General features: G+C 36.2%; 12 protein-coding genes and 1 pseudogene. 1 reads left to right on the top strand and 12 read right to left on the bottom strand.

Annotated features, from left to right (window positions below):
• Nucleotides 1–58 precede the first annotated feature (58 nt).
• From P8I29_05140 to P8I29_05105, 8 genes and pseudogenes are all read right to left on the bottom strand, one after another.
• On the bottom strand, nt 59–1825 hold the full coding sequence (locus tag P8I29_05140) for a cbb3-type cytochrome c oxidase subunit I (protein MDG1917187.1): 1767 nt from the start codon (nt 1823–1825) through the stop codon (nt 59–61).
• A 22-nt stretch (nt 1826–1847) separates the two neighbouring features.
• Nucleotides 1848–2879: a cytochrome c oxidase subunit II gene (locus tag P8I29_05135; GenBank protein ID MDG1917186.1), complete on the bottom strand. Its 1032-nt coding sequence runs from the start codon at nt 2877–2879 to the stop codon at nt 1848–1850.
• A 35-nt stretch (nt 2880–2914) separates the two neighbouring features.
• Nucleotides 2915–4093: a quinol:cytochrome C oxidoreductase gene (locus tag P8I29_05130; GenBank protein ID MDG1917185.1), complete on the bottom strand. Its 1179-nt coding sequence runs from the start codon at nt 4091–4093 to the stop codon at nt 2915–2917.
• Between the two features lie 21 nt (nt 4094–4114).
• Nucleotides 4115–4708 carry a cytochrome c gene (locus tag P8I29_05125; protein ID MDG1917184.1) on the bottom strand — a complete coding sequence of 198 codons (594 nt, stop codon included), beginning with the start codon at nt 4706–4708 and terminating at the stop codon, nt 4115–4117.
• Between the two features lie 2 nt (nt 4709–4710).
• Nucleotides 4711–5232: a DUF3341 domain-containing protein gene (locus P8I29_05120; GenBank protein MDG1917183.1), complete on the bottom strand. Its 522-nt coding sequence runs from the start codon at nt 5230–5232 to the stop codon at nt 4711–4713.
• A gap of 8 nt (nt 5233–5240) precedes the next feature.
• A pseudogene (nrfD, locus tag P8I29_05115) lies at nt 5241–6611 on the bottom strand (polysulfide reductase NrfD).
• Between the two features lie 10 nt (nt 6612–6621).
• Entirely contained in the window at nt 6622–9603 is a 2982-nt protein-coding gene (locus tag P8I29_05110) for a TAT-variant-translocated molybdopterin oxidoreductase (GenBank protein MDG1917182.1), read from the bottom strand.
• A gap of 25 nt (nt 9604–9628) precedes the next feature.
• Nucleotides 9629–10864, bottom strand: coding sequence for a cytochrome c3 family protein (locus tag P8I29_05105; GenBank protein MDG1917181.1), 1236 nt, complete (start codon nt 10862–10864; stop codon nt 9629–9631).
• Between the two features lie 194 nt (nt 10865–11058).
• Between P8I29_05105 and P8I29_05100 the strand changes: the two genes are divergently transcribed.
• Nucleotides 11059–11457, top strand: a complete 399-nt coding sequence (locus P8I29_05100; GenBank protein MDG1917180.1) for an SPOR domain-containing protein — start codon at nt 11059–11061, stop codon at nt 11455–11457.
• Between the two features lie 11 nt (nt 11458–11468).
• Here the strand turns inward: P8I29_05100 and infB are convergent, their stop codons facing one another.
• The 4 genes from infB to P8I29_05080 form a co-directional block, all read right to left on the bottom strand.
• The gene (infB, locus tag P8I29_05095) at nt 11469–14102 is read right to left on the bottom strand and encodes a translation initiation factor IF-2 (GenBank protein ID MDG1917179.1); all 2634 of its coding nucleotides are present in this window, start codon (nt 14100–14102) and stop codon (nt 11469–11471) included.
• Nucleotides 14103–14122: 20 nt separating this feature from the next.
• Nucleotides 14123–15358, bottom strand: coding sequence for a transcription termination factor NusA (gene nusA, locus P8I29_05090; GenBank protein MDG1917178.1), 1236 nt, complete (start codon nt 15356–15358; stop codon nt 14123–14125).
• Between the two features lie 14 nt (nt 15359–15372).
• Nucleotides 15373–15837, bottom strand: a complete 465-nt coding sequence (rimP, locus tag P8I29_05085) for a ribosome assembly cofactor RimP (GenBank protein ID MDG1917177.1) — start codon at nt 15835–15837, stop codon at nt 15373–15375.
• 98 nt (nt 15838–15935) lie between these two features.
• The coding region (locus tag P8I29_05080) for a T9SS type A sorting domain-containing protein (GenBank protein MDG1917176.1) at nt 15936–17036 on the bottom strand (1101 nt) is incomplete at its 5' end.

Raw genomic sequence — 17036 nt, 5'->3', positions numbered from 1 at the left:
TAATAAAAAAGCCCCATCTTTCGATGAGGCTTTTTATTAATTCTTTGATAAGAAAACGTTAATGTTCTTCTTCGCCTTCTTTGAGTGGTGTAATCTGAGATACAAAATCTTCATCAGCACCCGGCTTACTGTAATCGTATGCCCAACGGTGAACGCTTGGTATCTCACCTGGCCAGTTACCGTGTATTCTGTCATGAGTTGGCGTAGTCCACTCTAAGGTATTAGAACGCCATGGGTTTTGTGGAGCATCTTTTCCTCTATATATACTGTAGAAGAAATTAAAGAAGAAAAAGATTTGTGCCACCGCACCTAAAATAGCAAATACCGTTACCAGTTCGTTAATCTCGACTAGACCATCAAACATTGGGAAAGCTGTATTAGAATAATAACGTCTTGGTACACCTGCCAAACCGATGAAGTGCATTGGGTAGAATACGCCATAAGCCGAAATAAAGGTTAGCCAGAAGTGAACGTATCCAAGGTTTTTATTCATCATCTTACCGTACATTTTAGGGAACCAATGGTAAATCCCTGCAAACATCCCAAAGATAGCCGACAGTCCCATTACAATATGGAAGTGAGCTACTACAAAGTAGGTGTCGTGTACGTTAATATCTAATGCACTATCTCCTAAGATAAGTCCTGTTAAACCACCCGAAATAAAGGTAGAAACCAAACCTATTGAGAATAGCATAGCTGGTGTGAATTGTATATTTCCTTTCCACAGAGTGGTGAGGTAGTTAAATACTTTTACTGCCGATGGTATGGCAATCAATAATGTTGTAAACGTAAATACCGAACCTAAAAATGGGTTCATACCTGTCATAAACATATGGTGTCCCCAAACTATAAAGGATAAGAATCCAATGGCTAATATTGAACCAACCATAGCTCTATATCCAAAGATTGGCTTACGAGAGCTTGTTGATACTACTTCAGAAGTTATACCTAAAGCTGGTAATAGTACAATATATACTTCAGGGTGTCCTAAGAACCAAAATAGGTGCTGGAATAATACCGGTGAACCTCCTGTTTGTGTAAGCATCTCCCCTTGAATCATAATATCAGAGAGGTAAAATGCTGTACCAAAACCTCTATCAAAAATCAATAGTAATGCTGCAGAAAGTAATACAGGGAACGACAAAACTCCAAGTATAGCTGTCACTAAAAATGCCCACATAGTTAGTGGTAAACGTGTCATAGACATACCTTCAGTTCTAAGGTTTAGGATGGTAACAATATAATTCAATCCTCCTAGTAGAGCTGAAACAATAAACAAAGACATACTGACTAGCCATAGCGTCATACCTAATCCAGAACCCGGCATCGCTTGTGGCAAGGCGCTCAAAGGTGGATATATTGTCCAACCAGCAGCGGCAGGCCCTGAGGTAACAAACAAGGAAATGACCATGACTACTGAAGAGACAAAGAAGAACCAATAGGATAGCATATTTAGAAATCCTGATGCCATATCTCTTGCCCCAATCTGAAGTGGAATAAGTAGGTTAAAGAATGTACCACTCAGCCCTCCTGTAAGAACAAAGAATACCATTATGGTACCATGAATAGTTACTAGTGCTAGATATATATTAGGATCCATTACTCCATCAGGAGCCCATTTTCCTAAAAAGGTTTCTAGTATAGGATAACCTTCGGCAGGCCATGCCAATTGCATTCTGAAAAATACAGACATCAATATTGCAATTACACCCATTACCATAGCCGTAATAAGGAACTGCTTAGCAATCATCTTATGGTCAGTACTGAAAACGTACTTGGAAATGAATGTTTCTTCGTGGTGGTGGTGTTCGTTATGATCTGACATATTATCTAATTATTCTATGTTCTTATTGTGCGCTTACTAAAGTCTTAAAAGTATCTTGTTCTTGCATCCAAGCATCAAATTCTTCTTGAGTTTCTACAATTACTTTTATCTGCATATTGTAGTGGGCAGAACCACATATTTTGTTACAAAGGAGTACGTAATCGAACTCAACAGGCTCTTCACCTTTTTTAGCTCGTGCCTCATTGATGAATTTCATTCTTTCAATCATCTCTGGGTCTTCACGCATTTCTTTGGTTGTTTTTGTTGGCGTGAAAGCAAACTGTGTATTCATACCTGGCACACAATTCATCTGCACATTGAAGTGTGGCAAATAAGCCGAGTGTATCACATCTTGAGATCTGAATTTCATCAATACTTGTTGATCTTTTACCAAGTGTATTTCTCTTACCACAACATCATCGTGTGATAAAGAATCTCTCTCATCTACCCCTAATGTATTTATTCCACCAATAAGCGTATAGTGTGCTTTCCCTAATTGGTTGTCATCACCAGCGTAACGAGCTGTCCAATTGAATTGTTGAGCGTACACTTCCATTATCTTTGCATTGGTGGTATCTGGAACCATAGTGTTGTTCCATGTGCTTAGACCAAAAAGAATAAGACCTGTTAAAACAAAGGCAGGAACAGAAGTCCATAACAATTCTAACTTGTTGTTGTGTGTTTGGAATAAAGCCGTATTTCCCTCTTTACCTCTGTATTTGTAAGCAAACACAAAAAGTAAAGTTTGTGTAATAAAGAATGTTACTAGGATTAGAATCATAGTGGTATCCCATAACATTTTTATACCCTCACCATGTACACTTACAGGGTCTGGCAAAATCAAATGTCCCCAGAGCTTAAATGAATAAGCAACGAATGCCGTAAAACCTAAACCAACAATTAACATCGCAAGGGCATTGTAACGATTATCTTGATCAGTAATAATCTTGTCTTGCGGCCCTTTAAGTTTAACAGCAATTTCAATAACTCGTACAACTTGTACGATTCCTATTATTGTTAAGACTATGATTAAGAAATTTAAAAAAGTAGTCATATTCGCCTGTATATTTTATTCGTTATCTCTTTTTATTAAATGTGGTGGTGTATACTTTCGTCAGCAAAGGGGTGATTCTTCACAAACAAAGGTGCTTTTGTTAGCGCTCTGTTTACGATGAACAAAAATAACCCTAGGAAACCTGCAAACATTCCTATTTCAGTAAACCCAATGTGCCAATGATCTTTCATAACACCTGGCTCAATCATTAAAAACACATTGCACCAGTGTCCTATAAGAACAATAACACCTACCGTCATGATATATCCAAAGTTTCTCTTGCTATCTCTACTCATCAAAATAAGTAGTGGGAAGATGAAGTTAATGACAGAAGTAATCCAAAATAGTGCGTTGTAATTTTCCCAACGTGCCATATAATACGTTACTTCTTCAGGTATATTAGAATACCAGATAAGCATAAATTGTGAGAACCACATATAAGTCCATAGTATACTAAAAGCAAAAATCCATTTTCCTAAATCGTGAATGTGATTTTCATTAACCTGCTCCAAATATCCTTTACGCTTTAGTACAATTGCAACCATAGCAATCATAGTAAAACCTGTAACACCCATTGATGAGAATACAAACCAACCAAATAGAGTACTGAACCAGTGAGTATCAATAGACATTATCCAGTCCCATGCCATCATAGACGATGTATAACCAAAGAACACAATAAAGATTGCCGATAATGTTATACTTGCTTTATAACTACTCAAACCGCCTTCAGTATCTTCTCTTCTTGAAAGAGCAATTAAACGCTTAGCAGCATACCACCATCCAAAGATATAGGCAGCAGCACGAATGAAGAAGAAAGGGAAATTTAAATAACCCTCTTTACCTGCAATGATAGCATCGTAATGCTCGTCATTAGGATCCATAATACCATCAGCCATCCAGTGCCAAATGTGATTCCAATGTAATTTTCCTGCTATAATGATGAATAGCATAATAATACCCCCAACTAAAAAATAGGAAGTGATACCTTCAGCTACACGCTTGAAAGGAATAGCCCATGCTGCCTCAGAAACATACTGAAGAGCAACAAAGAATATAGCAAATGCTGATATGCCCAAGAAAAAATAATTGTTTACCATCAAACTTGGCCATGCACGATGTGCATCATTAGTAAATCCGAATACAATAGCGACTAGTCCTATTGCCATTAAAACGTAAGAAATTAACTTGGTGTTTTTTGTTACTGTGTACATATACAGTTAGTTTAATCTTAATTAGTTTCCTTTTTGTAATTCTTGAACGTACATTGTAATCAACCAACGTTCAGTGTCATTGACTTGAGTATTATGAGGACCCATTGCATTAAGTCCATGATAAATAGCATGGTAAATATTACCTGCTGCTAAGTCATTCATGTTTTCACCTGTTCTACGAATCATAACATCATCAGCATAGGAAGGTATAGCTCCATAAACAGGGTGTGTTACGCTTCCTTTACCATCACCATTTTTACCGTGACAATGAGCACAAAACATTTGATAAAGTTGTTTTCCTTTTTCTACATTTTCATCTGTATTTTCAAAAGGATTTTTCAACTCCTTACCTGCTAATAAATAATCTTCTAAGGTGTTATCGTATTCGAAAGCGACAAAGCCTCTAGGCATAGTACCTGCAACAGGTTGTCGTGCATTCAAACTATCTTTGAAAAATGTATTCGAAGAATAAATTTCTAAAGATGGCGAACGATACATATCTGGCATAAACTCATAACCGGGTTTTCCAACCTCATTGTTTGAACAAGAAGACAGTAACGATAATGCTAAAAAAGGTATCGCAACTAGAAGGATATTGTTATATACTTTTTTCATCTTTAGGCAATTTCTTTAACGTTAATTTCAGTAGCACCCGTTTTTTTCAAAAGTGTGCTTATTGTCTTGTCATCATCAGACTCTATTTCCATAAGAAATTTATCATCAGTTGTTCTTGGATCTGGACTAGCAGATTCTTGACCAGGAAATAATTTACATTTGAAAAGATAGGTTATAACCATAAGGTGAGCTGAGAACAATACAGTCATCTCAAATATAATGGGCACAAAGGCTGGCATATTCAAGTAGTAAGCAAAACTAGGCTTACCCCCTATGTTTTGTGGCCAATCTAATATCATTATATAATAGGTCATCCATATTGCTAAACCACAACCTATGGCGCCGTATATAAAGGCTGCAATTGCCAAGCGGGTTCTTTCCAAACCTAAGGCATGGTCTAATCCGTGTATAGGAAATGGAGAATACACTTCTTTAATAGAAATATCTTTTGAACGGACTTCCTTAACACTGTTAAGTAGTACCTCTTCATCATCAAATATTCCGTAAATGACTTTTTTACTCATGTCTTTTACTTTTTATATTGTTCGCTAGAAGATTTAACAATCGTTTTTAATTCTGCTTGTGCTATCACTGGGAACGTTCTAGAGTACAGTAAAAACAGTACGAAGAAGAACCCAATGGACCCCACAAAAATACCTATATCAACAAAGGTCGGAGAGAACATACTCCAGCTTGATGGTAAGTAATCACGGTGAATAGATGTCACAATAATTACAAATCGCTCAAACCACATTCCAATATTTACGAATAATGCCAATATGAATGTAAACACAATGTTTGTTCTTAATTTTTTGAACCACATTAATTGTGGTGAAATAACATTACACGTCATCATACTCCAGTATGCCCACCAGTAAGGACCTGTTGCTCTATTAAGGAATGCATATTGTTCAAACTCGACACCTGAGTACCAAGCCATAAACAACTCCGTAAGGTATGCTATACCAACCAAGTTACCAGTTAGCATAATTACGATATTCATGTATTCAACATGCTTTATTGTAATATACGCTTCTAAACCAACTACTTTACGCATTACTAATAATAAGGTTTGTACCATAGCAAAACCCGAGAATACAGCCCCAGCAACAAAATAAGGCGGGAAAATAGTCGTGTGCCATCCAGGAATTACAGAAGTGGCAAAGTCAAAGGATACAATAGAGTGAACCGAAAATACTAATGGAGTAGCTAAACCTGCAAGAACTAATGACACTTCTTCGAATCGTTGCCAATCTTTAGCTCTACCACTCCAACCAAATGATAATATACTATATACCTTCTTACGTAAAGGCCAATACTTTTCATTTACCTTGTCTCTTATCATGGCAAAATCAGGAATAAGACCTACATACCAAAACACAAAGGATACAGAGAAATAGGTAGAAATCGCAAATACATCCCACAATAATGGTGAGTTAAAGTTAACCCATAAAGAACCGAAGTTATTAGGAATAGGGAATACATAATAGCCTAACCAGGGACGACCCATATGAATAAGTGGGAACATAGCCGCCTGAACAACAGCAAAGATCGTCATAGCTTCTGCAGAACGGTTAATCGATAACCTCCATTTTTGTCTGAATAGTAATAATACGGCAGAGATTAAGGTACCAGCATGACCAATACCTACCCACCATACGAAGTTGGTAATATCCCATGCCCAACCAACTGTTTTATTCAGTCCCCAAACACCAATTCCTGTACCAATGGTATATCCTACGGACAAAATCCACCAAACAAATAATACTAATGAAATACCAAATACTATCCACCATAGTTTATTGGCTTTGGCTAATACTGGTTTTGCTACATCTACGGTGATATCGTGGTAGCTTTTGTTACCGAGAATTAGGGGCTCTCTTATAGGGCTTTCTTTTTGCATAATTTATTAATTAAGCTTTTCTATTTCTAATCTTAGTTTGATAAAATACAGATGGCGCAGTATTTATTGCTTCAAGCAAGAAATATCGTCTTTCATCTGATTTCAATTGTTTAACTTCACTTGACTCATCGTTTACATCACCAAATACCAGTGCATTAGTAGGACAAGCTATTGAACAAGCCGTTTGTGCATCTTTATCCAATACCTTTCTGCCATCACGTTTAGCATCAAGTTTAGTTTTTTGAATCATCTGAACACACATACTACATTTCTCCATTACACCACGGATACGTACAGTAACATCAGGGTTCAATACCATCTTGCCTAAATCGTCATTCATATTGTAATCGAAAGCATCATTTTCAGCATAGTTGAACCAGTTGAAACGACGTACTTTGTAAGGACAGTTGTTAGCACAATAACGTGTACCTACACAACGGTTATATGCCATATGATTTTGTCCTTCTGCACTATGAGACGTTGCTGCTACTGGACAAACCGTTTCGCATGGTGCGTGGTTACAGTGCTGACACATTACCGGTTGAAATGCTACATCAGGATTTTCTGATGGTATCTCCATGGCTTTATACTTAGATACTGCTCCAATGCCTTCTTCTTCAGCAATTTCTTTAGTCATATCACTAGAGAAATATCTGTCGATACGCAACCAATGCATATCTCTACTTTTTCTTACCTCTTCTTTTCCAACAACAGGAACGTTGTTTTCTGAATGACAAGCGACAACGCAAGCATTACAACCGATACAAGATGTTAAATCAATGGATAGGTTCCAAAAATGGCCTGTCTCGTGGTCGTGCTCTTTCCATAAACTTACCTCATCGGCAAACAATTTACCTTTATGAGTGTCAAATAATAAATCAGGATTACCTGCTTTAGGATCTGCTATGTAGTCTGTAAGTGACGCTTCTTTAATTAAATCTCTACCCATCATAGTATGATGTAACTGGACAGAGGCAAAACCATGCTCACCTTCAACTTTTTCGATTTTAACATCGGATGAAGTATAGCTATTATTAATTGCTAATGGATAAGCGTTTACCCCTACTCCATTGCCAACTTTACCAGAAGCTGTACGACCATAACCTAAAGCTAAACCAAGAGTTCCTATAGCTTGACCAGGCTGAATAAGTACTGGCACATTTTCTAATACAACATCTCCGACAGTTAATCTTACCATATCACCATTGAGAGCACCGTCAGAAATGTTCCAATTGCTAAGCCCATTTTCACGAGCAGTAGTAGCCGATATAGTTAAATAGTTATCCCAACAAGATCTAGTAATTGGGTCAGGCAATTCTTGCAACCAAGGATTATTTGATTGTGAGCCATCACCCAAAGAATTAGATTGATATAAGGCTAACTCTAATCCTTTTCCTTCAGCAGCTACAGCCGTTACACTAGCAGAAAAAGAAGATGTTGAAAGTGGAGTAGCTGACACTTCCGCTAAACCATCGTGTAATGATGAGGACCATGACACTTTACTTCTCCAATAATTTTTCAAATAGGTGTAATATTCTGTATCGTCACCACTCCATGTTAGTAAAGACTCCTGTATCTGACGACTGTCAAATAAAGGTTGAATAGTAGGTTGAGTAAATGCTACTTGATTTGGTGTTGCTTTAGCATCACCCCAACTCTCTAAATAATGACGGTCAGGACAAACATATTCTACATTAGTAGACGTTTCGTCCATACTTAGTGCTGTTGAAACCGTTAAAGAAACTTTTTTCAATCCAGCATTGAAATCATCAGCATTAGCTAATGTGTATGAAGGATTAACACCATTGATAATTAGAGCTCCTACTTTACCATCGTTCATATCTTGAACAAGTTGAGCAACAGCATTGTCATCACCAGCTTTCAACAGAGATGGCTGACTTAAATCTATAGTTTTACCATAATTACCAAGCTTATCGTTTATGGCATTAACCATAATTTGAACGGCCTTATCGTTACTATCGCAAATTACTAAAGACTTGCCTTTAGCAGATGACAATTCTGAAACGATATCCTTAATCTTATCATTTGCTGAAGCATTGCCATTTAAAGCGTCATAAAGGTTTTGTAATAATGTAAGTTTCTCAGAAGGTTTTACGGGGATTCTTACATCCGCATTTGAACCTGATAAAGACATATTTGTTTCAATCTGGAAATGACGAGACATTTTACCAGACTTAGGGTTTCTATTAGCGATGTATTGCTTTTCAAAAGAAGTGTTCAACCAGCTTCCTAAAAAGTCAGCACCGAAAGAAACAAGAACATCTGCTTTTTCTAAGTGATATGTTGGAAGTGCTCTCTGTCCAAAAGACGCATTGTTGGCATCAAGCATTCCTTGATAAGAAATCGCATCATATTGAATATGCTTAGCAGAATATTTATCTGCAAATGCATCAATAATAGTTTGTGTCGTTGGACTAATAATAGTATTAGTTAATATCACAACATCGCCATCTACATTAGATAGCCTTTCGATAATATCTGTATCTGCATCAGACCATGAAATAGATTCGCCGTTTTTCATAGCGCCTTTTAGACGATTAGAATCGTAAAGAGATAAAACAGAAGATATAACTCTTGCATTTGGGGTTGCAGAAGTTAAATCATTGGGCTTGATAAAGATTGGTCTTCCCTCACGTGTTTTAACTAAAACGTTAGCAAAATCATTACCATCATAAAAAGTAGACGCATACCAATTGGCAACTCCTGGTGTAATTTCCTCAGGTTTAACAACGTAAGGTATTGATTTTATAACAGGTGTCTCACAGGCAGCTAGAGTTGCAGCAGCTGTACTGAAACCTAAAAACTTTAGGAAGTCTCTTCTAGAAGTGCTTGTTTCTGAAAGGTTTTTATCATCCCCCAAAAAATCATCAACAGGAATGTCTTCTACAAATTCATTCTCTTTTAGTTTATCGATAACTGGGTCGTTAGCTAATTCCGCTAATCCCTTCCAGTATTTTTTTTGCTTAGTCATATGTTAAACTAATTTATTTTCAATTCTAATAATGACACTTACCACATTCAAGACCACCAATAGCTTCAACATTAAAAGTTTCACCAGGGTGGTTCTCTTTGAATTTAGCGTGCATTTCTTCATAATAATCGTTGTCAGCAACGTTAACTTCCGTTTGTCTGTGACAGTCGATACACCAACCCATTGTAAGTTCTGAATGTTGCTCAACAACTTCCATCTCTTCTATAGGTCCATGACACTCTTGACATTCAATACCTCCTGCAACAACGTGCTGAGAGTGGTTGAAATACGCCAAGTCAGGAAGGTTGTGAATTCTAACCCACTTAATAGGTTTTTGCTCATAACCTTCGATATATTGTCCTTTTTCAGGATCGAAACCAACGGCATCGTATATTTTTTGAATTTCTGCCTTTCCAGAAGGACCTTCATTAATATAGGTATGGCAGTTCATACATACATTGGCTGAAGGGATAGCTGCAGATTTACCATGTCTAGCTGAATGGTGACAATAGTTACAATCTATTCCATTGATGCCTGCATGCAGTTTGTGAGAATAGGCTATAGGTTGCTCTGGAGCATATCCTTTAGTAACACCTACACCGGCCATTAAGTTCCAAGCTGAATTGAGCCCAAATCCTACTATCACAAGCACCGTAAACAGGACTAGTAATTTTCTTTCAACAAAAGCATTAGCTAAAGTTACAGTGGATCTAAACAGGTCTTCACTCTCTTCACCGGCAACTTCTTTAAGCATGTTTTTAACTTTCCATAAGCCAGCAATAACAAGTAATAAAACTATAGCGATAGTGAGAATAACGTAATCTGAAGTTTTATCTTCAACAACTACTGCACCATCAGCAGATGCAGTTGCTACTACAGCTTTTTTTTCTGGAGCTTCTTCAATGTAAGCAAGGATATTTTTCACATCATCATCTGAAAAATATGGGAATGCTGTCATCGGAGACTTATTGTACTCTTCATAAATAGCAATAGCATCAGCATCACCTGAAGCAATTAATTCAGCAGAGTTTTTAATCCATTTAATCAACCATTCCTCTGAGTACTTATCACTAACACCTCTTAGAGATGGACCTATTAGCTTACTGTCAATTTGATGACAAGCTGTACAGTTGGCTTTGTATAGCTTCTCTCCCTCTTCAACATTTTGAGCTGTTACAGAAGTAGAAATAGCTAATAATAGGAAAAATATTAAGGAGAATATTGTGACAGGATACTTACTTAACTTGATAAATTTAGTCATGTTTATAAACGTATAATTCAATTGTAGTAAATGCTAGATTTTTCTCGACCACAAATGTATCACATTCCACTATTTTTAGTTACATGAGTTTAATTTTTTTACCGCAATTTATACTGATTCTAAATAAGTTTCGTTTATTCTTATATAATACTCAAATTCACACACTTAGAAACATAAAAATCTATATTTGCAAAATGAAAGGTTTAATTTTTATAGCAATTTGTTTTATTAGCAATTCAATTATTGCTCAAAATGCAGATATTTTGAATAATAATGACCATAGAATTGACAGTTTAATGTCAACACAAATTAAAATAAATAGCGCTAAGCGTGGGGTTGATGGCTATAGAGTTCAAATTCACCACAATCAAAGTCAAAGTAGGGAAGAGTCACAAAAGGTTCGTGCTCAGTTTTCGTCTGACTTTCCTCATTTAAAAACGTATTTAGAATTTAAATCGCCATACTACAAAATCCAAGTTGGCAACTTCGTAAATAAGCTTGAAGCTCACAAAGTTCAAAAAGAAATAGGTAAAAAATATAGGGGGACTTATATTGTACCTGCAACGGTTCCCTTCGAAGAAGTTATTGAATGAAAATCTTTTTATTAAAGCTTCTTTTTAACTTCAACCTCTTCAAAACCTTCAATAATATCACCAACTTTAATGTCGTTGAAATTTTTGATACTTAGACCACACTCGTATCCAGAACTCACTTCTTTAACATCGTCTTTGAATCGTTTCAGTGTTGCTAACTCTCCAGCATATACAACTATACCGTCCCTAATGACTCTGACTTGAGTATTTCTAGTCATCTTACCATCAAGCACATAACATCCTGCAATCGTTCCGACTTTAGATATTTTAAAGGTTTCTCTAATTTCGATATTACACACTATTTTTTCTTCAATATCAGGTGACAACATACCTTCCATCGCTTTTTCTAATTCTTCAATAGCATTGTATATTACCGAATATAAACGGATATCTATTTGTTCATTTTCTGCTAATTTTCTTGCATTTACCGATGGACGGACTTGGAATCCAATAATTACAGCATCTGAAGCAGCCGCTAACATTACATCGGATTCAGAAATCTGACCAACAGACTTGTGAATAATATTTACCGCAATTAAATCAGTTGATAGCTTTTGTAAAGAGTCTGAAAGAGCTTCAATAGAACCGTCAACATCACCTTTGATGATTATATTCAATTCTTTAAAGTCACCAAGAGCTAATCGTCTACCTATCTCATCAAGAGTAATGTGTTTTTGTGTTCTAACACCTTGCTCTCGTTGAAGTTGCATACGCTTAGTGGCGATATTTTTAGCTTCCCTCTCATCGTCCATTACATTGAACTTATCTCCAGCCTGTGCAGCCCCGTTCAATCCTAATAAAACAGCAGGCATTGAAGGTCCAGCATTTTCCATTTTAGCCTCTCTTTCATCAAGCAAAGCTTTAACTTTTCCAGAATAACAACCCGCCAATACATAGTCACCAACCTTAAGGGTTCCTGCCTCAACTAAGATAGTCGTCAAATAGCCTTTTCCTTTGTCTAAGGAAGCTTCTATTACAGTTCCAGTCGCATTTTTGCTAGGGTTTGCTTGTAAGTTTAAAAGCTCTGCTTCAAGCAAGACTTTTTCCAATAACTCGTTGATACCTTGCCCTGTTTTGGCTGATATCTCTTGCGATTGATACTTACCCCCCCAATCTTCTAGTAAGATGTTAATTGCGGATAATTGTTCTTTAATTTTATCAGGATTAGCTGTTTCTCTATCTATCTTATTAATAGCAAAAACCATAGGAACACCAGCAGCTTGAGCATGGCTTATTGCTTCTTTAGTTTGTGGCATCACCTGATCATCTGCAGCAACAACAATTATAACAACATCTGTCACTTGAGCACCACGTGCTCTCATTGCTGTAAACGCCTCATGACCCGGAGTATCTAAAAAGGTGATTTTTTTGCCATTTAAATCAACTTCATAGGCGCCAACGTGTTGGGTTATTCCTCCAGCTTCTCCACTGATTACATTTTCTTTCCTTACGTAATCCAATAATGATGTTTTACCATGGTCAACATGACCCATTACTGTAACAATAGGAGCTCTTGGCTTTAAATCTTCTTCAGAATCTTCATCTTGCAATATAGCTTCCTGAACTTCAGCACCAACAAACTCAACAGTGTAACCAAACTCCTCAGAAACTATGGATAATGTCTCAGCATCTAAACGCTGATTTTGGGTAACCATCATGCCGAGTGAGAAACAGGCAGAAATTACTTCAGTAGGAGCGACATTCATTAATTGAGCAAATTCAGCAGTTGTAACAAACTCTGTTACCTGAATTGTTTTACTTTCTTCCTCAATTTTTATTAAATCTATTTCCTCTTTTTCTTTTCTGGCTTGTCTTTTTTCTCTTCTTAATTTAGCTCCTTTATTTTTACCTCCACTTTGCAGTTTAGCCAAATTCTCTCTTACCTGTTTTTGTATTTGTTCAGGAGTAAGCTCAACTTTCGGAGCTGTCGTATTTCTTCTACCCTTAGGTCTTGCTGTATTGGGCTTGGTGGAAACTCTTTTTCTTTTCTTTTTACCTTCAATTTTAGCTGAAGAAGAAGCAACAGGCTTTTTCTTGGGCTTTTTAAATTGAGTTAAATCTATTTTTTGAGAAGATACAATAACGGGGCCGTCTAGCTTTTTAGCTTTAGCACGAATAACTGAAGACTCATCAGCGTTTTTTTCAACATTATTAGTTGCTTGATCATCCTCTGATGTAGTAACTGGCTCTTTGGGCTCTTTAACTTCTTCCTCTGGCTTTTTTTCCAGATCTTCAGAAACCACTGGCTTTTCATCTATTGGGTCCTCTGGAGTTAGAACTGGAGCTTCTACAACTTCCTCTTCCTTTTTTATTTCTTCCTTTGAAGTAGTCTTTTTCTCATGGATATCCACTTTTGAAACTATCTTTAGGCCTTCCATTTTAGGAATAGAAACACGCAGTGTTTCAACCTCTTCTTTTTCATGAGTTTTTTGCTCTACTTCAGCTTTTTTTAACTCTTTGGCCTCAGCTTTCACCTTTTTATCAGGTTGATATTCATCTACCAATACTTCATAGGTATCAGGAGAAATCTTTGAATTTCTATTCAAATCATCTACCCCCTTGCTAGCTAAAAATTCTAAAATGGTGTCAACACCGACATTGAATTCTTTAGCAACCTTTGATAATCTCTGTGACTGTTCTGCCATAATTTTGTTTCAAATCAAATTTATTCAAGCTCTGCTTTGAGTATGTTTAACACTTCATTAACAGACTCTTCTTCTAAATCGGTTCGCTTAACAAGATCAGCAACTTCTAATTTCATAACGTCTCTTGCAGTATCGCAACCAATTGATTTTAATTCATCAATAATCCAACCTTCAATTTCATCAACAAATTCAGTTAATTCAACATCGTCGTCAGATTCATCAATATTCCTGTATACATCAATCTCATATCCTGTTAGCATGCTAGCTAATCGAATGTTAAAACCTCCTCTACCAATAGCTAATGACACTTGGTCAGGATGAAGATATACATCGGCTTTGATAGTCTCTTCATCTAATTGAATAGAAGAAACTTTAGCTGGATTTAATGATCTAGTAATAAAAAGCTGAATATTATCCGTATAATTTATTACATCAATATTTTCATTTCTCAACTCTCTAACGATTCCATGAATCCTTGCACCTTTCATACCAACACAAGCACCTACTGGATCAATTCTTTCATCATAAGATTCTACGGCTACCTTAGCTCTTTCTCCAGGCACACGAACAATCTTCTTGATGGTAATCAAACCGTCAAATACTTCTGGCACTTCTTGCTCAAATAAACGAGCTAAAAATTCAGGTGCTGTCCTAGAAAGTATAATTAATGGATTGTGATTTCTCATTTCCACGCTTTTAACAACAGCTCGAATGGTATCACCCTTCTTGAAATAATCACTTGGAATAGCTTCTGATTTTGGCAAAATCAATTCGTTTTCCTCACCATCAAGAATAAGCACTTCATTTCGCCAAACTTGATATACTTCGCCATTTATTATTTCGCCTATTCTATCTTCGTATCTATCAAATATTTCTTTTTTCTCTAAATCTAATATTCTAGAGGTTAGAGTTTGTCTTAATGACAGAACTTGTCTTCTTCCAAAATCCTTTAAGAAAACTTGTTCAGATACTTCTTCTCCAATTTCAAAGTCTGGCTCAATTTTAATAGCATCAGAATATGAAATCTGAAGATTATTGTCTTCAATATCATTATCCGCCACAATCTCTCTATTTCTCCAGATTTCTAAATCTCCTTTGTCGATATTGATAATAACATCAACGTTTTCGTCGGTGCCGTACTGCTTAAGCATAACACTTCTAAAAACATCTTCAAGAACGTTCATCATCGTTTCACGATCTATGTTTTTAAACTCTTTAAACTCCGAAAATGATTCAATTAAATTTGTAGCATTCATCTTTATTATGTAATTTAAAAGGATATAACAACCTTAGCCCTGTCAATTTGATCAAAACTAAATGATTGTTGTTCAATAATTTGCGTTTTCTTTTTACCTTCTTTTTTCTTTCTGATTGTTTCTATTGTAATCCCTTCACCTTCTTTAGCGTCGAGCATTTTTCCTAAAAGTTCTTTTCCCCCCTTGAGAAAAATATTTACATCTCTACCTATACTCTTCTCGTATTGCTGAAAAACCTTAAAAGGTTCACTCAAACCTGCACTAGCAACCTGTAAAGAGAAATCGCACTCATCTCTATCTAAAGTTGATTCTATGTGCCTACTTAAAGATATACAGTTTTTAATACTAATACCATCAAAAGAATCTATTAAAACTTCTATCTGGTTTGAAGGACTTACTTTCACATCAACAAGAAAAATGGATTTATTTTCCGAAATAAATTCATCAACAAGTTTAATAATAATTTCTTTATTCAACATAAATTAATAAAAGAGGGGGCGATAGGCCCCCTCATTAATAAAACAATCGTCTGCAAATGTAATACTTTTTTAGAGATATTTCAAAAACATACCTTCTACTAATGCAATACTATTCTTTCAGTTCTTATTGCATCGTTAGAAACCAATTGCAAGAAGTAAACTCCTTTAGCATAGTTTGATATATCAAAGTTTATAAAGTTAGTCTCAAAACCAACATTAAATTGTTTGCGATATACCTCTTTTCCAAAAGCATCTACCAACCTAACATTTACGGTTTGTTCTACACTATTTTCAAATGAAATGTTTATTAAACCATCTGTTGGATTTGGATATACTTCAAATTCAAACGGAATGTCTTGAGCCAACTTGCCGCCAGAAAGCGTTGTATACGAACCTGATGCCCAAGATGAAAAGAAGTTTGTTTCATCGTCACATATAGATCTTATGTAATATATAACGTTGCTTCCAACTGGAACATCTGAAATAGTGTATTCAGAAGCCGTAGGGAAAACATTGACCCAACCATCACCAATATTGTATATTAATCTATACACTGGAGCTGAGCCCTCCCAGTCTATTGTTAAATCAGTACTAGAATTCGTGACGACAATATCCGAGGGGGTATCACATGTAATAGAAAATAACTGCAGTTCAGACCACTCAGATTGTTGATCGTCAGGACAGTTTGCTCTAATATAAAACACATTAAAACTAGCCCCTGAAAGATTCAGTGTGATACTATTCGACTCCACAGTTACCAAATTAAACCCTAAACCAAAATTATACAATATCTCATAAGACAATGACCCCACTAGCTCATCCCAAGAAATCGTTGCTTGTGAGGTATTGTAATTTACTACTATATTTTCTGGTGTCACACACTCAAACAAGGTAACAAACGAAGAGTTAAACACCTCTGACTCACATCCGTAAGCTGAAGAGGCAATCTCTACATCATAAGTAGACGATGGTGAAAGATCTGATAAATTAATAGATGAACCTGTATGGCCGATAATGTCAACCCAAGTCAATCCGCCATCAGCACTGTAACTAATATTGTAAACACCTGTAGGTGATGCGTTATCCCAGTCTAAACTAGCACCTGTTGAAGAAATATTATCGATTTCTATTGTGCTCACTGAAGCAACTGTTAACATCGTTAATGTCGTAGCCTCAGAAGTTACTGTACAGCCCTCTGA

The sequence above is a fragment of the Flavobacteriales bacterium genome, assembly GCA_029248105.1.
GTDB lineage: Bacteria > Bacteroidota > Bacteroidia > Flavobacteriales > UBA7312 > UBA8444.
Note: the sequence above shows the minus strand (reverse complement) of the source record. Positions and strands in the feature narration are given on the sequence as shown.